This is a genomic window from Pseudomonas sp. NPDC089734, from assembly GCF_044748865.1.
Classification (GTDB): domain Bacteria; phylum Pseudomonadota; class Gammaproteobacteria; order Pseudomonadales; family Pseudomonadaceae; genus Aquipseudomonas.
The window spans coordinates 78,217-99,432 of the sequence record NZ_JBIVGV010000004.1 but is presented as its reverse complement, the minus strand read 5'-3'; the positions used below and the strand labels follow the sequence as shown (position 1 = coordinate 99,432).

Below are 21,216 nucleotides of genomic sequence, written 5' to 3'. Positions count from 1 at the left end.
CCCGATCAGCCAGCCAGGCCTACGTAAACGTTCTGCACGTCATCGTGGTTGTCGATCGCTTCCAGGAACGCCTCGACTTCAGCCATCTGCTCGTCGGTCAGGCCGTCTACGGTACTTTTCGGGCGATAGCCCAGCTGGGCCGACTGCACGGTAAAGCCGAACTCAGGCAGCTTCTTGCAGACGGCATCCATGTCGGTCGGCTCGGTCAGGAACAGGGTTGCACCCTCTTCGCCGGCTTCGCAATCCTGAGCACCGGCTTCGATGGCCGCCTCATCGGGATCGGCGTCCGGAGAAGTCGGGACCGCTTCGATCATGCCCTGATAGAGGAAGTCCCAGGAAACCGAACCGGCAGCGCCCAGTTGCCCCTTGCGGAACAGCACGCGGATTTCCGAAACGGTACGGTTGATGTTATCGGTCAGGCACTCGACGATGACCGGAACACGGTGCGGGGCAAAACCTTCGTAGGTCAGGCGTTCGAAAGTCACGCTATCGCCCAGCAGGCCGGCACCTTTCTTGATGGCACGCTCCAGGGTTTCGCGCGGCATGGAGGCTTTCTTGGCCTGCTCGACAACCAGTCGCAGACGCGCGTTCATGTCTGGATCGGCACCTGCGCGCGCAGCGATCATGATTTCCTTGGACAGCTTGCCGAAAATACGCCCCTTGGCGTTGGCTGCCGCTTCTTTATGCTTGACCTTCCACTGTGCGCCCATGTCTGCTCTCTTGATCCGATTGCACCTTGCCGTTCGGTCTGTCAGGCAAGCAGACCGCAGTAATGGCAAAGCGCTGAAAAATGGTTACCGATAATGACGCGCCTGTAGCGCCGCGCGCATTTTATACGCGATGGCGTCAGATGAAACCCCTGAAGATACGATCACGGACGGAATGGCACCACCTGAAGCTGCTGAAATCCACGCTGACAACCGCCTTGATCCCCCCTTGTCTTGTAGTCCTTTTCCGAAAAAACCTGCAACGATGCCCTTGGGCCTTTGCATTTCGTACCCTTCGCAACCTGATTTTCATGGTGAGAGAGCCCGCGAATGTGCGAAGACCAGCCAATGCCAATGTCCCTGGCAATTGCCGACTGCCAGATGGATCTGCATGTCATCAGCTTCACCGGGCAGGACGCCCTGAACGAAGTCTATCGTTTCGACATCGACCTTATCAGCCGTGATCCAGACCTGGATTTCGCCAGCCTGTTGAACCGTGATGCCTTTCTGAGTTTCGGCACACTGCAAGAGGGTGTGCATGGCCAGATCGGCCACGCCAGCCGAAAGTATGCAGGCATCAGCCTGAGCCATTACCGGATCAGCCTGATGCCACGCTTGCAGACACTGGGCAAATGTCGGCAGCGTCGCGTTCACCATGACGTGAACGTGCCACGGCTGATTGCCCGGCTCCTCGAGGAGCACGGCATCGGGAAAGACGCTTACCGCTTCGAGCAGACAATAGGCCTGTATCCGAAGCGCGACATGTGCGTGCAGTACGACGAAAGCGATTTACACCTGCTGCAACGGCTGTGCGAAGAGGAAGGCATTCACTTTCGCTTCGAGCACAGTCCGAGCCGTCATCTGCTGGTGTTTTCCGATGACTCGGCCAGTTTCCCGGAGCAACGGATGCCCGTGCATTTCAAGGCAGTCGACAGTCTTGAGCCCGCCATTCACTACCTGGGGGAATGCCTGTCGATCCATCCGGGCTACAGCAGCCAGATCCATCGCCGGGAAAGTGCGACAACACTCGACCTGTCCTCGGCTGACGAAGGCCAGAACGATCACGGCAGCCATCAGGTTTTCGACAAGGCCGCCACGTCGCGCCCGCACACCCACGAAGAAGCCTTTCACCGACAGCGAAGCACCCGGCGACTGGAGCGACTGCGCTGCGAACGAAGAAAGACGCTGGGGAACAGCAACCAGCCCGCCTTCTGCAGCGGCCGGATCATACAGGTGCTCGATCACCCGGAGTCATCGTTCAACGATCAATGGCTGCTGACCCAAGTACAGCATGCCGGCAGGCAGCCTCACCTTCTGGAAGGCTTTGACCCCCACGAGATTGCCACGATCATGAGCGGCCTGAAGCCAGTGCCGGCCAAGACATGGCCAGAGGTGTCAGGTCTGGAGGCATTCGATCATGGCTATCGCAATGCGTTTGGCGTCATTGCCTGGTCCATGGCCTTCCGGCCTGCGCTCAAGCGCACCAGGCCCCTGGTCAGCGGTTATCACAGCGCCACACTGATGGAGCATCCCCGGACCGATGAGCAAGGTCGGCGGCCCATTCGCCTTGACTGGCAAAAGGTCCCGACATCATCCCCTTTCACACAACGCTGGCCCCTGGCACGCATTGCCCGCACCGACGAAGCGGATCTCCATGAAGCCCGGGCCGGTACACGGGTCGTGGTCAGTCATCTGGACGGCGACCCCGATCGACCGGTGATCTGCGGCCTGCTGCAAGCCGACGACATGGACAGCGATACCCGCATCCACCTTGACGGTACGCCCTGGCCTCATGATTCGGGCCGGATTCATCTGGGCACGGGTCAGCAATTGCGTATCGACACTCGACAGGACCTGACCCTGCACGGCGAGCAAGGTGCATTGCAGATCACCGGCCAGGCGATTGCAATCACCGGCCCTCAGGCCATGAAAGCTTCGTCATCTTTTCAACGAGACAGTCCGCCGCCAGCGATCCCCGACCTGCGCCTGACACAAAAACCGGGACTTCAGGGCGCACCACTGGCCCATCGCACCTGGTACATCGTCCGCATGCTCCAGCCTGGCCTGGAAACCCTGGCCCGTCTTGAAACAAAGCACTTTCTGTATGAAGGCAAGACCGATGCACAAGGCTATCTGGGCCTGAGCCAGGAACAATTGCAGCAACTCGCGGCGCACTACAATAAAACGCCACATACCCTGTGCCTGATACACCCCGGCAAATGCATCACCCTGATGGAGTACTTTCAGCAGAACTGGACCGAGCAGCAACGCCAGGCATTCATCCTCAACGGTCTTTGAAACAGGCTGTCCGTTTTTCAATGAAGGCCTGCATGCCCTCTTTCTGGTCTTCGCTGGCAAAGACCGAATGGAAAACCCGGCGCTCGAAACGCACCCCTTCGGCCAGGCTGACCTCAAAGGCACGGTTGACGCTCTCCTTGACCATCATCGCCACCGGCAGCGATTTCGCGGCGATGACGGCAGCCACGGCCAACGCTTCGTCAAGCAATTGCTCAACCGGCAGGACTCGCGCCACAAGCCCGGCACTCTCAGCCTCACGGGCATCCATCAGGCGCCCGGTCAGGCACATTTCCATGGCCTTGGCCTTGCCGACGGCACGGGTCAGGCGCTGCGTGCCGCCCATGCCGGGCAGCACGCCCAGATTGATCTCGGGCTGACCGAATCGAGCGTTTTCAGCTGCAAGGATAAAATCGCACATCAGCGCCAGCTCACAGCCGCCCCCCAGAGCGAATCCCGCCACCGCTGCGATCATCGGCTTGCGTCGCGCAGCCACCCGATCGCTTTCGGCAAACAGGTCATCGAGGTAAATTCCGGGGTAATCCAGCCCGGCCATTTCCTTGATATCGGCTCCGGCCGCAAACGCCTTGTGGGAACCTGTCAGCACGATACAGCCGATGTCCCGATTGCTTTCAAACTCGTCCAATACGTGATTCAACTCGTCGATCAACCGGGCGTTCAAGGCGTTGAGTGCCTGAGGACGGTTGAAGGTCACCAGACCGACCTTACTTTTGATCTCTTTTAGAATTGTCTCGTAAACCATTGATAAATATCTCTTTTTGTAAAATACAAAGCTAAAGTGATTTATCAGATATTCAAGATTAAAAACACATACTAAATAATTGTTTTTAAAGGAAATACCCTAAAAAACCTCTATTGAAACAGCTGTCGCTTCACCACCGCCGATACAGATGGCCGCCACGCCCCGCTTGAGCTGTTTACGCTGCAGTGCCGCCAGCAGCGTCACAATGATTCGCGCTCCGGACGCCCCCACCGGATGCCCCAGAGCGCAGGCTCCACCACTGATGTTGACCTTTTCATGAGGAAGTTCGAGACGGCTCATGGCCACCAGCGGCACGACGGCAAACGCCTCATTGATCTCGAACAGATCCACATCGTCCACGGACCAACCGGTCTTGCTCAGCAACCGGGCAATCGCCCCCACCGGCGCAACCGGAAACAGCCCCGGTTCGTCGGCGAATGCAGCATGGGCATGAATCATGGCCAGCGGCGCCAGACCGTGACGCAAGGCCTCGGACTGACGCATCAGCAGCAGCGCGGCCGCCCCGTCGGAAATCGAACTGGAGTTGGCAGCAGTCACCGTGCCGTCTTCGCGAAAGGCAGGCTTGAGGGTCGGGATCTTTTCCAGGCGCGCCTTGGGCGGCTGCTCGTCATGAACGATCTCGCGCTGCTCCTTGCCGACCGTGACCCGAACCGGAACGATCTCGGCCGCGAAATGACCCTCGGCGATGGCCTCCTGAGCCCGCGTCAGGGAAGCAATGGCAAAGGCGTCCTGAGCCTCACGGCTGAAACCGTTGGACTGAGCACACTCCTCGGCATACGTGCCCATCAGGCGACCGGGCTCATAAGCATCCTCCAGGCCATCGAAAAACATATGGTCCAGCACCCGGCCATGCCCCATGCGATAACCACCGCGGGCACGATCTAGCAGATAAGGGGCGTTGGACATGCTTTCCATGCCACCGGCGATGACCACGCTGACACTGCCGGTCAATAGCGCATCGTGAGCCTGAATGACCGTCTGCATGCCCGAGCCACACATCTTGTTGACCGTGGTGCACAGCGTCGAGACGGACAGTCCGGCTCCCAGTGCGGCCTGCCGGGCCGGAGCCTGCCCAAGCCCGGCAGGCAATACACAGCCGAACAGGACCTCTTCAATGTCCTGCGCGGCAATACCGGCCCGCTCGACCGTGGCACGAATGGCAATGGAGCCCAATTGCGGCGCGGTGAGGCTTTTCAAGTCCCCCTGAAAGCCGCCCATGGGCGTACGTGCGGCACTGACGATGACGACCGGGTCGTGATGATGGCTTGTCTTTTCAATGGACATGGCAGATCTCTCGAATGCTGTTGTTATTGGAATAGCAGAAATCATCGGCTTGTGGGCATTTCGAGACAAAGGTCAAATCAGGCAAATCATCGGGCTGGCATGCAGCGAATCTCTGGGCGGACGTGCGGTCTGACAGAGTATTGCGCCCTGCCTTCCCGGAGGCCCCGAATGACGTCACGCATGACTCGCACCCTGTTCACCGCCCTTATGGCACTGACACTGAGCGCCTGCGCGCTGTTTTCCCACCGAGACCCGGTCAATATCAACGTCGTCGGCATCGACCCCTTGCCCGGCCAGGGACTGGAAATGCGGATGGCCGTCAAACTGCGCCTGCAAAACCCCAATGAAACCGCCATCGACTACAACGGCGTCGCACTGGACCTGGACGTGAACGGCAAGCTATTGGCGTCCGGCGTCAGCGACCAGCAGGGCTCCATTGGCCGTTTTTCCGAAACGGTACTGGTTGTCCCGGTCAGCGTTTCGGCCTTTTCAGCCTTGCGTCAGGCCGTCGGACTGACGCAGACACAACGCCTGGACAACGTGCCCTACACCCTGCGCGGTAAACTGGCAGGCGGCGTATTGGGCACGGTGCGTTTCAGTGACAGCGGCACATTGAGTCTGCCGCAGGCGACAGCCGGCGACTGGTAACCCCTCACTCGGTGATGAATCGCACGCCCGGACGCGACCGCTCATCGACCACCAGCTCAAAGACATCCGGACGCGAGTAGTGCCCTACCACGTCGAAGTCATAGCGGGCCTTGACCAGCTCATCGACGTCGATTTCAGCCACCAGCAACCCGCTTTCGCCCAGCAGCGGCCCGGCCAGCACATCGCCCATGGGGCCGACAATCACACTGCCACCGTTGATGAGCGGACGCTCGGCAGGCCAGTTGGCCACCTCGACCCCAAGGGCCTGTGGCGAAGCCTGAACCTGACAGGCACTGATCACGAACAAACGGCCTTCATGGGCAATATGACGCATCGAACATTGCCAGATGTCCCGCTCGTCCACCGTGGGCGCACACCATATCTGCACCCCCTTGGCATACATCGCCGTGCGCAGCAGCGGCATGTGGTTTTCCCAACAGACAGCCGTCCCCAGGCGTCCGGCTTCGGTTTCGATCACTGGCAGGGTCGAACCATCGCCTTTCCCCCAGATCAGCCGCTCGGTGCCGGTCGGCATCAACTTGCGGTGCTTGCCGACCAGCCCGCCTTCAGGCTCGAACAGCAGCACCGTGCAATACAGGCTGCTGCCGCTGCGCTCGATCACACCCAGCACCAGGCTTGCACCGGTACGCGCCGACAGCTGTGCCAGCACACGGGTCTCATCACCCGGCACATCGATGGCGTTCTCGAAATACCGGGCAAACGCCTCGCGACCTTGCGGCAGGCGATAACCCAGTTGCGTGCCGAAGGTCTCCCCCTTGGGATAGCCCCCCAGCAGCGCTTCGGGCATGACCACGACACGGGCACCGGAATCGATGATGGCCTGCTCATAGGACAGGATCTGCTCGAGGGTGTCAGCCTTTCCGCCGGGCAATGAGCCAATCTGCAAGGCGGCGACGATGGATCTGGACATGGCGAAACTCCTTCGGTCTGTAGAGGTTGCCAATTGTCGAACGGCCGCCCAACATGAATAAAGCCCACTTCAGTGCTGAATGATATGAATACAATGAATATCGATGCCGTCGACCTCAACCTGCTCAAGGTTTTCGAGGCTCTGCATGATGAGTCCAGCGCCAGCCGTGCGGCCTTGCGCCTGGGGGTCACACAATCAGCCATCAGCGCCGCCTTGCGGCGTCTGCGAGAGGTGTATGGCGATGCATTGTTCGTCCGTACCGGACGCGGCCTGGCCCCCACGCTGCGGGCCGATCAGCTCAAGCCGGTGATTTCCGAGGCGTTGAACAAATGCCGACAGAGCCTGGCCATGGTCAACCCTGCGACCGGTAACCATGAAGGTCGCTCGGTGGTGGTGGGGTTATCGGACGACTTTGAAATGGCCCTGGGCAGACGCCTCATGGCCGAGGTCCGGGTTCGAGCCCCGGGGCTGCGACTGATCTTTCGTCAGACCCACAGCCAGATCGTTGCGACGGCCTTGCTTGAACGCCACCTTGATCTGGCCATTACGTCCGGCGGCTTTGCCAATCGCCTGCTGACACGGCGGGTATTGGGTGAAGGGAGCTATTCATGCCTCCTGGAGCCGTCGAGCCTGCGACCGGGCCAGACGACACTCGACATTGAGGAGTTCATCGAGCGCGAGCAGATATTGATTTCATCCGCCGGCCTCATCGGCATGGTCGATGAAGGGCTGGCCAGTCTGGGACTGAGCCGTCGGGTATGCGCATCGACCACCCATTTTGCGGCCTTGCCTTACCTGCTCAAGGACACCCGGGCGCTGTCCACGATCCCGACGCATGCAGCGCAAGCCATTGCGCAGCTGACCGGTCTGACACTCTTGCCCTGCCCGCTTCCGATGCCTCGCTACCCGATAGAACTGGGCTGGCGCACCAGCGCCCCGCCCGATCCTGCCGTCGATGCCGTGCGCGAAGCCATCATCGGGCTATTCTGAAATTACTTGGCCGCCGCCATCAGCCGGTTCACTTCACTGCGCACCATGTTGGCGTATTCGGGCGGGCTCATGCCATCCAGCTCGGAGCGTACCCACTCCGACCATTTACCCTTGCGCTTGGCCCGCTCGCCCATCAAGCGGGCCGCTTCGCCCTTGGCCTTGCCCAGATTGGCCTGCCAGAGCTCGAACAAACGGGATTTTTCGTCTTCAATGGCTGCACGTTCGGGAAGAGACCGGTTGGCCAGATTGAAACTCATAGTGCTCACCTACTACCTACGACTAAAAACGGCTGCATCTTACACCCATCGCCCGAAAACTGCCGCTGGCACCGCAGGAAGCTTCGTCATGAAACGGCCTCATTCCCTACAAACAGTTGCAACTTTCTTCAGGACTCAAGACTCCATTGACCACTACTGCCATCAACTGAAAGGAAAACACCATGGCTCGTAAAAACGCTGCGCAAAACACGGCCGACCAGATCAAGGATCAGGCATTCAGCGAGTTGCAGGCATTGATCGAGGAATCGGACAAGCTGCTCAAGGACAGCGCTGCGCTGGTGGGAGACGAAGCGGAGACATTACGGGAACAATTGAGCCTGAAGCTGAGGCAGGCACTGGATTCGGTATCCAGCGTGCGTGAACGCACCAAACCTGTGGTCGAGGCGACCGAAACCTATATCGGCGGACACCCCTGGCAGACGGTGGCCATTTCGGCCGGATTCGGTCTGGTGGTGGGCTTGTTGCTGGGACGTCGCTGAGGCCTTTCGAGTGCGATCGGCGACAACCGATCGCACTCACCACCCCGTTACGGATTGCGCTGGATGATACCCGGCTCGGCAAAACGATGGGACTTGGCAACCTTGGCCTTCAGTCCAGTCAGTTGCTCTTCGGCCTGTGCCTGGTCCTGATAAGGACCGATCAACAACTGCTGCTTACCCTCAATCGTTACGACAACCGGCGCATAACCGCGCTCGAGCAGCCAGGCACTGATATCGCTGACCGCTTCTCGGGAGTTCATCTGGATGAACCACTGCGGTGCCGACACCGCTGGCGCCTGAGCGGCTGGCTGTGCCTTTTCACGGGCGGGTGGCTGGGAGTTTCCTGCATCGCATCCGGCCAGTGCCAGCACTGCCATGATCATTACCGTCTTGCGCACGTAAGTTTGCTCCTTGTCTGAAGTGGCGCGAGTCTAGCATTGCTGCCCTGACGATTGAGTCGCTGTGTCGAGGTGACGCATGCCCATTGACCGGAAACAACCACCGCCTTCAGCGCTACGAGACCTGTCAGGCATGGGGCTTGATGACTTTCGCCATCATGTAATGAAATGTTTCTCCAGACCACGTACCGACACCACTCAGTGGCCATCAACAAATAGTGCAGCGATCGTCGAACGACAATCGGCCTCCGTGGTCCATCAATCATTCCTTTTCATGCAGAAAAACATGCCGTAATGCCATTAACGAGGTATCTTCCTGTGCCTCGCTTTTTCAACCCTGAATATTCTGCATCAATGCATCGATGACCACAGCGCACCCCATGAAATCCCGATCGGATCTGATCATCTGCGAACACTGCGATTCGCTGTATGAAGCCCGGCTTCTGAAACCGGGTGAAGCGGCACATTGTCGGCGTTGTCAGGCACTGCTGGGACGCGGGCATCGCCTGACCATCGAGCAGTTGCTGGCCCTGACGGTCGCCGCTGCCGTGCTGTTCATGTTCGCCAATTTCTTCCCGGTCATCAGCATCAGCATGAAAGGCCTGACCAACGAAGTGACGCTATGGCAATCGGTGGAAGCCCTTGCCCAGGGGCGCATCACACTGATCGCGCTGGTCGCGGGCCTTTCGATCATCTTCGCACCACTGCTGCAGATCACACTGCTGTTCTGGCTGCTGCTGCATGCCCACAACGGTCTCATCGCTCCCGGCTTCAAGACCTGCATGCGGGCGCTGGAACATCTGCGCCCCTGGAGCATGCTGGAGGTCTGCATGCTCGGGATTCTGGTCGCCATCATCAAGCTGTCGGGCATGCTCGATGTTCACCCGGGTCTGGGGCTGTGGGCCATGGCGATGCTGATGGTGCTGATTCTGCTGATTGCCAACAAGGACATCAGGCGCCTGTGGGACGAACTGGGAGTCCAGCCCGGATGAATGGCATCCCCTTTGCCCACGAGCGAAACCTGTGCCTGTGCCACACCTGTGGCTACGCCTGTCAGGAAGACGCCACTCAATGCCCGCGCTGCGACTCTCCCGTGCACCGGCGCAAACCCGACAGCATTGCCCGGACCTGGGCCTTCCTGATTGCGGGCCTGATCTTCTACATTCCGGCCAATGTGTTGCCGGTGATGTACACCACCATGCTGGGCAACAGCAGCCAGAACACCATCATGAGCGGCGTGATCGAGTTCTTCAAAAGCGGCTCCTGGGACATTGCCCTGTTGATCTTCATTGCCAGTGTGGTGGTCCCCTGCGTGAAATTCCTGGTGCTGGGCATGCTGCTGATTACCTGCCAGCGCCGCAGTCGCTGGGCCATGCTCGAGCGCGCCCGCCTTTATCGCTTCATCGAGTTGATCGGTTATTGGTCGATGCTCGATGTGCTGGTCGTTGCCCTGGTGGCGTCGCTGGTACAGTTCCGGGAACTGAGTACCATCGAGCCCATGATCGGGATCCTGTTTTTTGGTCTGGTAGTGGTGATGACGATGTTCGCCGCCATGAGTTTCGATCCCCGGCTTATCTGGGATGCAGAGGTTGAAGATGTCTGACAATACCGCCCCCCCTTCGCCGTTACTTTCCCCGGAAGTCAGACGTCGTCGCATGCGCATATCCCTGATCTGGCTGGTGCCGATCCTGGCCGGGCTTGTGGGCCTGTCCATGATGCTCCATGACTGGATGAACATGGGACCGCGCATCACCATCAGTTTTCAGACCGCCGAAGGCCTGGAAGCCAACAAGACACAGGTCAAGTACAAGAACGTGGTGATCGGCATGGTCACGTCCATCACCCTGAGCGAGGACCGCACCCACGTGCTGGCAGCGGTCGACCTCAATAACTCGGCCACGCCCTTTACCCGTGTCGACAGCCAGTTCTGGGTCGTGCGCCCGCGTATCGGTGCCCATGGCGTATCGGGGGTCGATACCCTGCTGTCGGGGGCCTTCATCGGGGCCGACGCGGGTAGCTCGCAGGAAACCAAGAACAGCTTCACCGGGCTTGAAACCCCGCCTCCGGTCACCTTCGGCGAAAGAGGCAGACGCTTTACCCTGCACACCGACGACCTCGGATCGCTGGACATCGGTTCGCCGGTCTACTATCGCCGCATCCAGGTAGGTCAGGTGGTGGCCTATGAACTGTCCAAGGACGGCAAGGGTGTCGACATCCAGATTTTCATCAACTCCCCGAACGATCAGTTCATCACCACCGACACACGCTTCTGGAATGCCAGCGGTGTGGACGTCACGGTGGGCACGGCAGGATTGAAGATCAACACCCAGTCGCTGACCTCCATCCTTTCCGGCGGTATCGCCTTCCGTGAGCCGAACTGGAGCCCGGAGTCCAAGCCAGCCGAGGAAAACGCCGAATTCAAGATCTTCGACGATCAGGCTACCGCACTGGCACCGCCGGACGGAGAGCCCCGCTATATCCGCATGCGCTTCAATCAGTCCCTGCGCGGGCTGGCCGTCAATTCGCCCGTTGACTTCCTGGGCGTGAACATCGGCAAGGTCGTTTCGGTGGACCTCGATTACGACCCCGCAACCGGCACCTTCCCCAGCATTGTCGGCGCGGTCATCTACCCCAACCGATTGGGCGCAGCCGAATCCAAGCTGCGACAGCTGGGCGGACGCGGCAGCGAAGACGAGCAATCGGCGCGCATCCTCAATGCGTTCGTCAATAACGGGCTGCGGGCCCAGGCCCGTACCGGCAACCTGTTGACAGGCCAGTTGTACATTGCGATGGAGTTCGACCCCAAGGCTCCCAAGGTGGCCTTCAATCCCAAGGCCAGGCCTCTGGAAATCCCGACCGTACCCGGCAACTTCGACAAGCTGCAGGAACAGTTGCAGGCCTTTGTCGACAAGCTCAGCAAGGTGCCGATCGACGAACTGGCCGGCAACCTCAATGGCAGCCTGAGCGAACTCCAGAAAACCCTCAAACAGGTCAACGGCAGCGTATTGCCGCAAATGCGCGGGACACTGCAACAGGCAGAAAAAACCCTGAGCAATGCCAGCGATACATTGAGTGAAGACTCTCCCGGCCGTCAGCAACTGAGTCAGGCGATGGATGAAGTGCAACGCACGGCCCGCTCGGTACGTGTCTTGACCGATTTCCTCAGCCGCCATCCGGAAGCTCTCATTCGCGGTCGTACCGGCGATGCGGCTCCGGGTTCCTACAAATCGTCGTCTTCGTCCCGTGCAATCGACCTGGAGCCAAAACAATGACCTTGCGCCTGAAACTGATGGTATTGGCTGCTGCACTGGGCATCACGGCCTGTTCATCGACCGTCACCCGTTACTACACGCTGATCGCCCCGATGGACACCAACAGCGTGACCAGCACCTCGGCAGCACCGTTCCAGTTCGAGATGCTGCCGGTGCTGATGCCAGTGCAGGTGGACCAGCCACCGCTGGTGGTGCGTCAGGGCGATGGCAGCCTGGCCATCCTGGATACCGAACGCTGGGGCTCGCCGCTGGGCGACGAGTTTCACGATGCCTTGACCGCGCAACTGGAACGCCGCTTCGGCACCCGCGACATCGCAGGCCTGCCAAAGGACAGCAGCCAGCCGCTTCTGTCGTTGCGCACGGATGTGAGGCGTTTCGAGTCGGTACCCGGCCAATATGCGCTGATCGATGTGGTCTGGAGCCTGAGCCTGCGCAAAAGCGGCAACCAGCGTCTTAACCTGACCTGCAGCAGCATCATTCGCGAGCAGGCTGCGGTCGGTATGGAAGGCCTGATCCTGGCGCATCAACAGGCGGTCGCGAAACTGGCGCAGAACATTGCCGGCACCGCACAGAACTGGGTCCAGACGCCCTCTTCGGGCTGTCATTGAAGAATCGATGGAAAACCCCTTTCCAGAGGGGTTTCTGTCCAGATCGTATAAAAACGTATCAAAAAGTTTAATATTTTTCTTACACTCCAAAACGTACCTGGCGTATCTTTAGAGCCTGCCTATATTCGAACCATATGAACATGTTGCTGTCTTACTGACTCCATTATTTCGGTCAATTGACTGGCCGTTGTCAGGTTGCCTGTTCGATCCTTTGACTTTTTGAAGTACTGCCGTGGATTTACAGCAGGCAATTTCTTGAGGATAAACGAATGACAGGGATAGGCCCTCGCCTCAAACGAGAAAGAGTACGTCTCAAGCTTTCACAAAGCGCACTGGGTGCCATTGGCGGCGTCGAGACCAATGCCCAGGGCAACTATGAAAACGGAATACGCTCCCCCAGAGCCGACTATCTTTCCCGTATCTCGGATGTCGGCATCGATGTGGCGTATGTGGTCACCGGTTTCAGCCCTGATCGCACGCCCCTGACAACCACCACCAGCATCAGCCACGATAACCCCGATCATCTGGGGCGAACCATATCGCGTCTACACTCCAGCCTTCATGAAGTCTCGCAGAACGTCTATCAGATGGCGAAACTGCTCGAGAACAACGACTCGCCTCCGGTCAGAACCCAGCTGGAAGTCATCAAGAACGAGGCCGAAGCCATTACCATCGCCAGCGTGCGTCTGATCTACCTGACCTCGAAACTGACCTGACCCTCTGCACAGGCGAGAAGGCAATGCCGCCTCATGCCGGCATTGCACTGATCGTCGCCAGACGGGCTCAGAACCCTACGGTTGCAGACACCAGATAAGTTCGTGGTGTCGACAGGGTCAGACCGGCTGCGCTGTCCGAAGAGGTGGCCGCCGATGCCCAGTAGGTTTTGTCCAGAACGTTTTCCACGGAAGCGCGCAGGGTGACCGGGTTACTGCCCAGCTTGAAAGCGTACCGCCCACCCAGGTCATAACGCTCCCACGCGTCGATCTTCTGGTTATTGGCGGCATCGAGATATTGTGAACCGGTATGAATGGCGCGGGCCGTCAGGGTCAGACCCGGCAGGCGGTCGATGTCCCATTCCACGCCCAGGTTGGCATTGGCCACGGGCGAGCCGGTGCCGCGGTTGCCATCGAACGCTCCTTGAGCGGTCTTGGTCTGCACACTGTCGAGCAGCATGATCCCGCCCAGCAGGCGGACATCCTTGAGCGGCTCGCCGAACATGTTCAGTTCGACGCCCTGGTTGCGCAGCTCGCCATCGGGCTTGAAGCTGCCCTGGGCATCGGTGATGTAGGACGGCTGCTCGATGCGGAACACGCTCAGACTGGTTCCAAAGGTGCCATGGTCATATTTCACGCCGACTTCCGTCTGTTTGGACTTGTACGGCGCAAAGACCTCATTGCTGTTGGTGGCCGTGCTGGGAGCCGTTTCCCCCTGACTCAGGCCCTCCATGTAGTTGGCGTACAGCGAGATCGAGTCGGTGGCCTTGATCACCAGCCCCATGGCCGGTGAGGTGGCGCGCTCGTCGTAGCGCTGCCCCAGGGTTCCGTTGGAATAGCTATCCACCTCGACCCGTTGCAGACGGGCACCCAGAGTCAGCAGTATCCGATCGTCAAGAAAACTCAAGGTATCGGCCAGGGCGACGCTGGTGAACAGGTTTTCGGTGTGGGTCGAGGCGTCGATACGGGTCGCAGCCCCCGGATATGGCAGTACCACCGGGTTGTAGAGATTGCTGGTGCGAGCCTGATAACGCTCACCGGCGTTATCGAACTCGAAGTCGAAGCGATTGAGGCTGATGTTCAGCGTATGACCCACCGGCCCGGTATTGAACCAACTGCGCGCACCGACCGTGAAGGTCTTGACCTCTTCGTCACGCCGGAACGTGCGCGGGGTCACGGTGAAATTGCCACTGCTGGTGTTCACCGGCACGGTATGGCGCAGGAAGTCATAGTTGCCCTTTCGTGCACCTGCCGCGGCATAGACCATCACCGAATCGCTCAGGTCGAACTCGCCACGCAACGCGCCGAAGGAGTCCTTGGAATGAGAATACGTCCAGGGTTGTGCGAAATTGCGGCGAATGTCACTGGCCTTGGGCATGGCAATGCCTGCCGCGACCTCGACCCGCTCGATGGGGGCATCGGCATAACGCTCCTGCTCTCCCAGATCCAGCGACAGACGCATGCGGTCCTCACGCCAGTCCAGCCCGACGACCGAGGCCTCGCGCTCGACTTTCTGATGATCCCATTCGGTATCACCCGATTGCCGTACACCGTTGTAACGAATACCGAAGCGCTGGTTATCGCCAAAGCGCCGGCCGATATCCACATGCCCGCCAAATTGCCCGGCCGAGGCAAAGCTGCCGGTGAATTCGGTCAGGGGCTCGCTCCCGGCACGCTTGGGCTCGATATTGATGTTGCCGCCCACGCTGCCGCGCGGCACGATGCCGCCCAGCAACGCGCCAGGCCCCTTGAGAATATCGACACGCTCGACCATTTCCATGTCGATGGAGTACGTCGGCAATACGCCATACAACCCGCCAAACGACACATCACTGTTGAACAGGCTGAAGCCACGAATGGAGAACTGCTCGAAACGTCCGCCTGCAGGGTTGGTGGTGCGTACCGAAGGATCAGTGGCTACCAGATCGCCCAGGGTTCGGGCCTGCTGGTTCTTGACGGTCGTGCTGGTATAGGACGTCAGGTTGAACGGCGTCTCCATGAAATCACGGTCACCGAGCATGCCCTGATTCCCGCTACGGGTGACCTGACCGCCCGCGTACACATCGCCCTGCCCGTTCAGACGACTGCCATCGATGGAGGTATTGGGCAGCAGCAAGGAGCCGTTTTCGGCAGTGGGTGCTGGCACCAGCGTATAGGATTGATCCCCGACCGGTTGCAGTTGCAGCCCGGAACCCTGCAGCAGAAGTGCAAAACCTTCATCGGGCAGGTAGTCGCCATTCAGGCCCTTGCTGTCACGACCGGCCACCAGTGCCGGGTCCACGGAAAGGCTTACGCCGGCCAACCCGGCAAAACGGGTCAGGACGGCACTCAGGCTACCGGCCGGAATCTGGTAGCTGCGCCGGACAGACTCCTCGGCCTGCACCGACGTCACGAATACCGGCGCGGCAGTCAGGCCTATCAGCACGCTGGCCTGACAACTCATGTGCAGCAACGGAGCCATGCCGAAATGGGCCAGGCGCAAGCGTCGAAAGAAAACTACGGGCATTGGAGCACTCTCTTTTTGTGTTCACTTGAGAGCAATGACAAGCGACCTCAAAAAAAGGGACAGGGTCAGGCCGAAATATTTCGCGGCCCCAGCGTAATCCAGTAGCGGGTCCGCGAATGCACCTGCACAGGCAGGCTTGCCACCAGCAGATCCAGGATGCGATCGGTATTGTCCAGCCGGAAGGACCCCGTGACCTTCAAGGCCTCCAGTTCGGGCTCCCAGCGCAGAATACCGGGCCGGTAACGACTCAGCTCGGCCAGGAAGCTGCCCAGCGGCCGGTTCTCCACGGTCAGCACGCCCTGACGCCAATCCGGTTGCTGCGCGTCGAAACGCTCCACCGGCGTGATGCCTTGAGCGCTCAGGGAGGCCCGCTCGCCGCCCTTGAGACGCAGAGTCTGGCCCTGATCCGATATCAGGTCGGCACTGCCTCTGGCAACCGATACCCGGCAACGGCGTTCATCCTGACGCACGCACAGCTCGGCACCACTGGCGACGATCTGCCCCATGCGGGTCTTGATCGTCACGGCTGGCGCATTGCCGACCATGCTCAAGGCGATTTCACCTTCGATCAGCGACAACTGTCGCTTGCCGTCCAGGAAGTCCAGATTGACGGCGCTGGCGGTATTGAGTTGCAACTGGCTGCCATCGGGCAATTGCAGCGTCCTGCGTTCGCCGGTTGCCGTATGCAGATCGGCTCGCCAGGCCATGACGGGCGTCTGGCGGCTGACGATCCAGCCGGTGGGGATCAGCGCGGCAATGACCAGTGCACGCTTGAGGATGGCGCGGCGTGTGGAATCGCTTCGTTTAGAGTCGTGCCGATCCAGGCTGGCCATGGCCAGTTCGGGGGGCAATTCGGTAAAACGCTGACGCAGCCCCTGTGCTCGCTGCCAGACCTGCTCATGGCTTGGGCATTGCTCACGCCAGCGTTGCAGTTGCTCATGCTCCTGAGCGCTGGCGGTGCCGGACTCCAGCAACGCCAGCCAGTGTGCAGCGGCACGGGCTACTTGCCGGGCCTGTTCATCCCGCGCCATGTCGCTCATAGCTCGGCCATCAGGCAATGTTCATACGCCTGCGCCATATAACGCTTCACGGTACGCTCGGAGACGTCCAGGCGCAGGGCGATCTGCGCATACCCCATCCCCTCGAGCTGCGACCAGAGAAACGCACGGCGCACGGGCGTCGGCAAGTCATCGAGCAATTCATCCAGCGCCTGCAGGGTCTGCAACAGGACCCAGCGCTGCTCGGGAGACGGCACGGCCTCTTCAGGCAGTGTCGCCAGAGCCGCCAGATAGGCCTGTTCAAGACTGCGGCGCTTGTAATGATTGATCAACAAGCGCTTGCCCACGGTCACCAGATAGGCCCGCGGTTCGCGCAGATTGGCCAGAGGTTCACGCTCGGTGGCCAATACCCGCAGAAAGGTGTCCTGGCTCAGATCGGCCGCATCCCAGGCGTTACCCAGACGGCGACGCAGCCAGCTTTCCAGCCAGTTGCGGTGATCGCGATAAAAACTGTCCAGGCCGGGTTGCGCGCCCAATGGCCCTGCTGCATCACTCATTCCAAGGCCACCCATGAAGCGACTTAAAATGAGAATCATTCTATTTAATTCGTTTGAGCGCGCCAACCTCTTTATGCAGAGGTGGATTTTTTCGCGAATGAATTCGCTCCTACAGGGCTGTGGGAGCGGATTCATCCGCGAAAAAATGAGGACTAGCGACGTTTCAGGCGGTCGATGATCACGGCCAGCAACAGGATCGTGCCGCGAATGACGTACTGGTAGAAGGTGTCGATGTTCTTGAGGTTCATGGCGTTCTCGATGATCGCCAGAATCAGCACGCCGGCAATCACATGACGAATCATGCCGATGCCGCCGCTCAAGGACACACCGCCCAGGACACAGGCCGAGATGACCGTCAGCTCGAACCCCTGGCCGATCATGGGTTGCCCGGAAGTCATGCGCGAAGCCAGCACCACCCCGGCCAGCGCGCCGATCAGGCCATGCACGGCGAAGATGATGATCTTGGTCCGGTCGACATGCACACCCGCCAGCAAGGCCGCTTCCTGATTGCCACCGATGGCCATGGTGTTACGTCCATAGGTGGTGTAGTTGAGCAGCCAGCCAAAGAAGATGAAGCAGGCAATGGTGATCAGGATCGGCACCGGTACGCCGTAGAACTGGCCGTTGCCAAAGACGAAGAAGTCTTCGTTGGAGACCCCCACGGCCTTGCCGTTGGAAAAGATATACGCCAGCCCCCGGACAATCTGCATGGTCGCCAGTGTCGTGATCAGGGCGTTGATGCGCAGCTTGGCAATGACGATGCCATTGATCAGCCCTACCAGCAGGCCCATGGCCAGAGCCGCGCTTACCCCCAGAAACACGCTGTCGGTGTCGCGGATCACGATCCCGGCAATCACCCCGGCACAGGCCAGCACCGAACCGACCGACAGGTCGAAGTGCCCGGAAGCCAGACAATAGAGCATGGTGCAGGCAGCAATGCCCACGGTGGAAATCGCCAGCCCCAGGCCCCGCATGTTCAGCGGCGAGAGGAAGTTATCGATGAACACCGCACACAGCATGAAAATGCCGAGCGCGGCCAGCAGCATGACCCATTCATCGAGGAAGCGGCGCATATTCACGCCCTGACGCGGAGCCCGCAGGCTGGTTTCGGTAGACATACGCACCTCTTTCTTATTGTTCATGGTCGTAGACCAAAGGTTCAGCCGCGTGTACGGGGCAAGGCCAGTTGCAGGAGTCGCGACTCGTTGGCTTCGTCGCGGTTGAGCTCGCCGGTGATTGCACCTTCGCTCATCACCAGGATGCGGTCGGCGATGCCCATGACTTCCATCAGGTCGCTGGACACCACAATCACGGCGATACCCTGTGCCGCCAGGTTATGAATGATCTGGTAAATCTCGGATTTGGCACCGATGTCGATGCCTCGGGTGGGTTCGTCCAGCAGCAGGACCTTCATGGGCATCGACAGCCAGCGCCCGAGAATCGCCTTTTGCTGATTGCCGCCGGAGAGAAAGACTATCTGCTGATCCGCAGAAGGCGTCTTGACGTTCATCGCCTGAATCTGAGCCTCGGCGTTCTCGCGCTCCCAGCGTCCCTGAAGCAGGCAGCCCAGGCTGACATGCCGGGGCCTGGCACCGATATTGACGTTCTCGGCCACGCTGGAAAGCGGCACAATGCCTTCTTTCTTGCGGTCCTCGGGGCAGAGCAGGATGCCCGCAGCGATGGCGTCCCGCGGAGACTTCAGAGTCAGCGGCTTGCCGTCCAGTTGCAGCGTACCCGCCTTGCTGCGGGTCAACCCGGACAACAGGCGGAACAACTCGGTGCGACCGGCCCCCACCAGCCCGAAGAACCCCAGCACTTCGCCTTTCTGCACGGCAAAGCTGACGGGCTCCTGAAGCCCCGGTCCCAGCAGCCCGGTGACCCGCAGGCTCGGCCCCTGGTGTTCGCGTGATCGATAGTTGTAGATGTCCTGAATATCGCGCCCGACCATACAGGTCACCAGACGGTCGTGATCCAGCTCCTGCATGTTCTCGAAGGTGCGCACGAAGCGACCGTCCTTGAACACCGTCACGGCGTCGCAGATACGGAAGATTTCTTCCATGCGATGGGAGACGTACAGAATCACCCTGCCCTCATCCCGCAACCGGGCGATGATCGCCATCAAACGGTCGATTTCCCGTGCCGACAGGCTGCTGGTGGGTTCGTCGAAGGCAATGACATGGGCATTGCGCGACATGGCCTTGGCGATTTCCACCAGTTGCCGCAGCCCCAGGGACAAATCCCCCAGGCGCATGCCGGGGTCGATTTCATCCGCCAGCCCCTTGAGCAGTTCCGTGGCCTGACGCAGCATGGCCCGGCGGTTGATCATCCCCAGTCGGTTCGGCATGTGCCCCAGCAACAGGTTCTCGGCGACGGTCATTTCCGGCACCAGATGCAGCTCCTGATGGATCACCGCGACACCGGCCGCGATGCTTTCTGCGGTGCATTTGAAATGGTGCGTATGCTCGCCGATCTGCAACGAGCCGCTGTTGGGCTGATAGGACCCGCCCAGTATTTTCAACAGCGTGGATTTACCCGCGCCGTTCTCGCCCATCAAGGCATGGACGCTACCCGCTTGCGCCTGGAACGTGATGTCCGACAGCGCCTTGACGCCCGGAAAGGTCTTGCCGATGCCGTTGAAACGCAAGGCCCCGCCCGTGGATGGCTGTTGTTCGATAGCCTGCTGCATGAATCCGTCCTCCTCTCTCGCGAAGCGGGCCTGAGCGTCAGGCCCCCTTGAACTCACTTCCACAAGCCGATCTTGGTCAGCACTTCCTGGAAGTTGGCCCGCGTAATGAGAGTGACATCGTCCATGGCGGTGTATTTGGGTGGTTCCTCGCCCGTGGTGACCCATTTGTACATCTGGTAAGCCGTGTCATAGCCTTCCTTGTCCGGGCTGGGCAGCATCGAACCGAAGAAACCGCTTTCCTTTTTCTTCAGCTCGTCGATGGCGTCGGTGCCGTTGATGCCGATGCCGATCACGTTGGCCGCCTTGAAGCCGTTGGTGGCCGTGGCACGCACCCCGCCCAGCACGGTGTTGTCGTTCATGCCGCCAATGATCAGGTTCTTGGCATTGCCTGGCAGTTTCGGCAGCGCCGAGTTGGTGGCATCCATGCTGCCCGGTACATCCAGGGTTTTCTGGGCAGTGAAGAGAATCTGGCTTTCCGGCAGGCCGGCCTTTTTCAGCGCATCCACCGAACCGTCCGTACGTTTCTTGCCGGTGTCCAGTTCGTTGTAGGTATTGATGATGGCGTAGGTTTCTTTCCAGTCCCAGTTGCGTTTCTTCGCTTCGGCTGCCATGGCTTCGCCCTGTTTCTGGCCGACCTCAAAGGCCGCCATGCCCAGATACGGTACGTCCTCCATGAAGTTGCCCTTGGCATCGACGAAACGATCGTCCACCGCCATGACCTTCAGCCCGAGCGCCTTGGCCTTGGCCACGATGGCCGGGCCCAGGGACACGTCAGGCGGGCAGATGACGAAACCCTTGGCACCGTTGGCCGCCAGGCTGTCGATGGCCGCAAGCGTCTTTTCGCCATCGGGCACGGCAATCTTGAGCACCGTGAAGCCGTGCTCCTTGCCCGCCTTGTCGGCAAAGGCCCATTCGGTCTGGAACCAGGGTTCTTCGGGTTGTTTGACCAGAAAGCCGATTTTCACTTCTTCGGCGGCGGTCGTGATGCCACTCATGCCAAGCATGGCAGTGGTGACAGCGGCACAGCAGAGGGAACGGATCCCGTGACGACTCAACATAGCTAACTCCTTATTGTTATTGAA

The 21,216-nt window shown here is 59.8% G+C and carries 21 protein-coding genes; 9 read left to right on the top strand and 12 right to left on the bottom strand.

The window, feature by feature from the left end; translation table 11 throughout:
- Nucleotides 1–5 precede the first annotated feature (5 nt).
- On the bottom strand, nt 6–710 hold the full coding sequence (locus ACIPY9_RS07045) for a YebC/PmpR family DNA-binding transcriptional regulator (protein ID WP_400698582.1): 705 nt from the start codon (nt 708–710) through the stop codon (nt 6–8).
- 345 nt (nt 711–1,055) lie between these two features.
- On the opposite strand from ACIPY9_RS07045, the gene tssI reads away from it, so the two are divergent.
- Entirely contained in the window at nt 1,056–3,005 is a 1,950-nt protein-coding gene (tssI, locus tag ACIPY9_RS07040; RefSeq protein WP_400698579.1) for a type VI secretion system tip protein TssI/VgrG, read from the top strand.
- On the opposite strand, the gene ACIPY9_RS07035 is transcribed toward tssI, so the two are convergent.
- Both ACIPY9_RS07035 and ACIPY9_RS07030 read right to left on the bottom strand, forming a co-directional pair.
- Nucleotides 2,992–3,765 carry an enoyl-CoA hydratase gene (locus ACIPY9_RS07035; RefSeq protein WP_400698576.1) on the bottom strand — a complete coding sequence of 258 codons (774 nt, stop codon included), beginning with the start codon at nt 3,763–3,765 and terminating at the stop codon, nt 2,992–2,994. The genes tssI and ACIPY9_RS07035 overlap by 14 nt on opposite strands.
- A 99-nt stretch (nt 3,766–3,864) precedes the next feature.
- A complete protein-coding gene (locus ACIPY9_RS07030) occupies nt 3,865–5,070 on the bottom strand; it encodes an acetyl-CoA C-acyltransferase (protein ID WP_400698574.1) in 1,206 nt (401 codons plus the stop codon).
- 168 nt (nt 5,071–5,238) lie between these two features.
- Here ACIPY9_RS07030 and ACIPY9_RS07025 point away from each other — a divergent pair, with 168 nt between their 5' ends.
- The gene (locus ACIPY9_RS07025) at nt 5,239–5,718 is read left to right on the top strand and encodes an LEA type 2 family protein (protein ID WP_400698571.1); all 480 of its coding nucleotides are present in this window, start codon (nt 5,239–5,241) and stop codon (nt 5,716–5,718) included.
- A 4-nt stretch (nt 5,719–5,722) separates the two neighbouring features.
- Here the strand turns inward: ACIPY9_RS07025 and ACIPY9_RS07020 are convergent, their stop codons facing one another.
- Nucleotides 5,723–6,649, bottom strand: coding sequence for a carbon-nitrogen hydrolase family protein (locus tag ACIPY9_RS07020; RefSeq protein ID WP_400698568.1), 927 nt, complete (start codon nt 6,647–6,649; stop codon nt 5,723–5,725).
- 84 nt (nt 6,650–6,733) lie between these two features.
- Here ACIPY9_RS07020 and ACIPY9_RS07015 point away from each other — a divergent pair, with 84 nt between their 5' ends.
- Entirely contained in the window at nt 6,734–7,639 is a 906-nt protein-coding gene (locus ACIPY9_RS07015) for a LysR substrate-binding domain-containing protein (RefSeq protein WP_400698566.1), read from the top strand.
- A gap of 2 nt (nt 7,640–7,641) precedes the next feature.
- Here the strand turns inward: ACIPY9_RS07015 and ACIPY9_RS07010 are convergent, their stop codons facing one another.
- Nucleotides 7,642–7,896, bottom strand: coding sequence for a hypothetical protein (locus ACIPY9_RS07010; protein ID WP_400698563.1), 255 nt, complete (start codon nt 7,894–7,896; stop codon nt 7,642–7,644).
- Between the two features lie 182 nt (nt 7,897–8,078).
- Between ACIPY9_RS07010 and ACIPY9_RS07005 the strand changes: the two genes are divergently transcribed.
- On the top strand, nt 8,079–8,396 hold the full coding sequence (locus ACIPY9_RS07005; RefSeq protein ID WP_400698561.1) for a YqjD family protein: 318 nt from the start codon (nt 8,079–8,081) through the stop codon (nt 8,394–8,396).
- A 47-nt stretch (nt 8,397–8,443) separates the two neighbouring features.
- Here ACIPY9_RS07005 and ACIPY9_RS07000 read toward each other — a convergent pair whose 3' ends face one another.
- Nucleotides 8,444–8,794 carry an SPOR domain-containing protein gene (locus ACIPY9_RS07000; RefSeq protein WP_400698559.1) on the bottom strand — a complete coding sequence of 117 codons (351 nt, stop codon included), beginning with the start codon at nt 8,792–8,794 and terminating at the stop codon, nt 8,444–8,446.
- A gap of 380 nt (nt 8,795–9,174) precedes the next feature.
- Here ACIPY9_RS07000 and ACIPY9_RS06995 point away from each other — a divergent pair, with 380 nt between their 5' ends.
- The 5 genes from ACIPY9_RS06995 (at nt 9,175) to ACIPY9_RS06975 (ending at nt 13,390) form a co-directional block, all read left to right on the top strand.
- On the top strand, nt 9,175–9,786 hold the full coding sequence (locus ACIPY9_RS06995) for a paraquat-inducible protein A (RefSeq protein WP_400698556.1): 612 nt from the start codon (nt 9,175–9,177) through the stop codon (nt 9,784–9,786).
- Nucleotides 9,783–10,397: a paraquat-inducible protein A gene (locus ACIPY9_RS06990; protein ID WP_400698553.1), complete on the top strand. Its 615-nt coding sequence runs from the start codon at nt 9,783–9,785 to the stop codon at nt 10,395–10,397. The genes ACIPY9_RS06995 and ACIPY9_RS06990 overlap by 4 nt, the downstream gene beginning before the upstream one ends.
- Nucleotides 10,390–12,066, top strand: coding sequence for an intermembrane transport protein PqiB (locus ACIPY9_RS06985; RefSeq protein WP_400698550.1), 1,677 nt, complete (start codon nt 10,390–10,392; stop codon nt 12,064–12,066). Before ACIPY9_RS06990 ends, ACIPY9_RS06985 begins: the two co-directional genes overlap by 8 nt.
- Complete coding sequence (locus ACIPY9_RS06980; RefSeq protein WP_400698548.1) at nt 12,063–12,674, top strand: membrane integrity-associated transporter subunit PqiC; 612 nt, start codon at nt 12,063–12,065, stop codon at nt 12,672–12,674. Before ACIPY9_RS06985 ends, ACIPY9_RS06980 begins: the two co-directional genes overlap by 4 nt.
- A 269-nt stretch (nt 12,675–12,943) precedes the next feature.
- Nucleotides 12,944–13,390 carry a helix-turn-helix domain-containing protein gene (locus tag ACIPY9_RS06975; protein WP_400698546.1) on the top strand — a complete coding sequence of 149 codons (447 nt, stop codon included), beginning with the start codon at nt 12,944–12,946 and terminating at the stop codon, nt 13,388–13,390.
- Nucleotides 13,391–13,457: 67 nt separating this feature from the next.
- Here the strand turns inward: ACIPY9_RS06975 and ACIPY9_RS06970 are convergent, their stop codons facing one another.
- The 6 genes from ACIPY9_RS06970 to ACIPY9_RS06945 form a co-directional block, all read right to left on the bottom strand.
- Nucleotides 13,458–15,893, bottom strand: coding sequence for a TonB-dependent receptor (locus ACIPY9_RS06970; protein WP_400698543.1), 2,436 nt, complete (start codon nt 15,891–15,893; stop codon nt 13,458–13,460).
- A gap of 65 nt (nt 15,894–15,958) precedes the next feature.
- Complete coding sequence (locus tag ACIPY9_RS06965; protein WP_400698540.1) at nt 15,959–16,933, bottom strand: FecR domain-containing protein; 975 nt, start codon at nt 16,931–16,933, stop codon at nt 15,959–15,961.
- A complete protein-coding gene (locus ACIPY9_RS06960; RefSeq protein WP_400698537.1) occupies nt 16,930–17,448 on the bottom strand; it encodes a sigma-70 family RNA polymerase sigma factor in 519 nt (172 codons plus the stop codon). The genes ACIPY9_RS06965 and ACIPY9_RS06960 overlap by 4 nt, the downstream gene beginning before the upstream one ends.
- Before the next feature lie 152 nt (nt 17,449–17,600).
- Nucleotides 17,601–18,566 carry an L-arabinose ABC transporter permease AraH gene (gene araH, locus ACIPY9_RS06955; protein ID WP_025260057.1) on the bottom strand — a complete coding sequence of 322 codons (966 nt, stop codon included), beginning with the start codon at nt 18,564–18,566 and terminating at the stop codon, nt 17,601–17,603.
- 41 nt (nt 18,567–18,607) lie between these two features.
- On the bottom strand, nt 18,608–20,134 hold the full coding sequence (gene araG / locus ACIPY9_RS06950; protein ID WP_400698532.1) for an L-arabinose ABC transporter ATP-binding protein AraG: 1,527 nt from the start codon (nt 20,132–20,134) through the stop codon (nt 18,608–18,610).
- A 53-nt stretch (nt 20,135–20,187) separates the two neighbouring features.
- Nucleotides 20,188–21,192, bottom strand: a complete 1,005-nt coding sequence (locus ACIPY9_RS06945; protein WP_400698530.1) for a substrate-binding domain-containing protein — start codon at nt 21,190–21,192, stop codon at nt 20,188–20,190.
- Nucleotides 21,193–21,216 lie beyond the last annotated feature (24 nt).

Excerpts from the sequence above, each read along its gene's own strand:
- ACIPY9_RS07045 (WP_400698582.1), bottom strand. The coding sequence starts at position 710 with ATGGGCGCACAGTGGAAGGTCAAGCATAAAGAAGCGGCAGCCAACGCC.
- tssI (WP_400698579.1), top strand. The coding sequence starts at position 1,056 with ATGCCAATGTCCCTGGCAATTGCCGACTGCCAGATGGATCTGCATGTC.
- ACIPY9_RS07035 (WP_400698576.1), bottom strand. The coding sequence starts at position 3,765 with ATGGTTTACGAGACAATTCTAAAAGAGATCAAAAGTAAGGTCGGTCTG.
- ACIPY9_RS07030 (WP_400698574.1), bottom strand. The coding sequence starts at position 5,070 with ATGTCCATTGAAAAGACAAGCCATCATCACGACCCGGTCGTCATCGTC.
- ACIPY9_RS07025 (WP_400698571.1), top strand. The coding sequence starts at position 5,239 with ATGACGTCACGCATGACTCGCACCCTGTTCACCGCCCTTATGGCACTG.
- ACIPY9_RS07020 (WP_400698568.1), bottom strand. The coding sequence starts at position 6,649 with ATGTCCAGATCCATCGTCGCCGCCTTGCAGATTGGCTCATTGCCCGGC.
- ACIPY9_RS07015 (WP_400698566.1), top strand. The coding sequence starts at position 6,734 with ATGAATACAATGAATATCGATGCCGTCGACCTCAACCTGCTCAAGGTT.
- ACIPY9_RS07010 (WP_400698563.1), bottom strand. The coding sequence starts at position 7,896 with ATGAGTTTCAATCTGGCCAACCGGTCTCTTCCCGAACGTGCAGCCATT.
- ACIPY9_RS07005 (WP_400698561.1), top strand. The coding sequence starts at position 8,079 with ATGGCTCGTAAAAACGCTGCGCAAAACACGGCCGACCAGATCAAGGAT.
- ACIPY9_RS06995 (WP_400698556.1), top strand. The coding sequence starts at position 9,175 with ATGAAATCCCGATCGGATCTGATCATCTGCGAACACTGCGATTCGCTG.
- ACIPY9_RS06990 (WP_400698553.1), top strand. The coding sequence starts at position 9,783 with ATGAATGGCATCCCCTTTGCCCACGAGCGAAACCTGTGCCTGTGCCAC.
- ACIPY9_RS06985 (WP_400698550.1), top strand. The coding sequence starts at position 10,390 with ATGTCTGACAATACCGCCCCCCCTTCGCCGTTACTTTCCCCGGAAGTC.
- ACIPY9_RS06980 (WP_400698548.1), top strand. The coding sequence starts at position 12,063 with ATGACCTTGCGCCTGAAACTGATGGTATTGGCTGCTGCACTGGGCATC.
- ACIPY9_RS06975 (WP_400698546.1), top strand. The coding sequence starts at position 12,944 with ATGACAGGGATAGGCCCTCGCCTCAAACGAGAAAGAGTACGTCTCAAG.
- ACIPY9_RS06970 (WP_400698543.1), bottom strand. The coding sequence starts at position 15,893 with ATGCCCGTAGTTTTCTTTCGACGCTTGCGCCTGGCCCATTTCGGCATG.
- ACIPY9_RS06965 (WP_400698540.1), bottom strand. The coding sequence starts at position 16,933 with ATGAGCGACATGGCGCGGGATGAACAGGCCCGGCAAGTAGCCCGTGCC.
- ACIPY9_RS06960 (WP_400698537.1), bottom strand. The coding sequence starts at position 17,448 with ATGAGTGATGCAGCAGGGCCATTGGGCGCGCAACCCGGCCTGGACAGT.
- araH (WP_025260057.1), bottom strand. The coding sequence starts at position 18,566 with ATGTCTACCGAAACCAGCCTGCGGGCTCCGCGTCAGGGCGTGAATATG.
- araG (WP_400698532.1), bottom strand. The coding sequence starts at position 20,134 with ATGCAGCAGGCTATCGAACAACAGCCATCCACGGGCGGGGCCTTGCGT.
- ACIPY9_RS06945 (WP_400698530.1), bottom strand. The coding sequence starts at position 21,192 with ATGTTGAGTCGTCACGGGATCCGTTCCCTCTGCTGTGCCGCTGTCACC.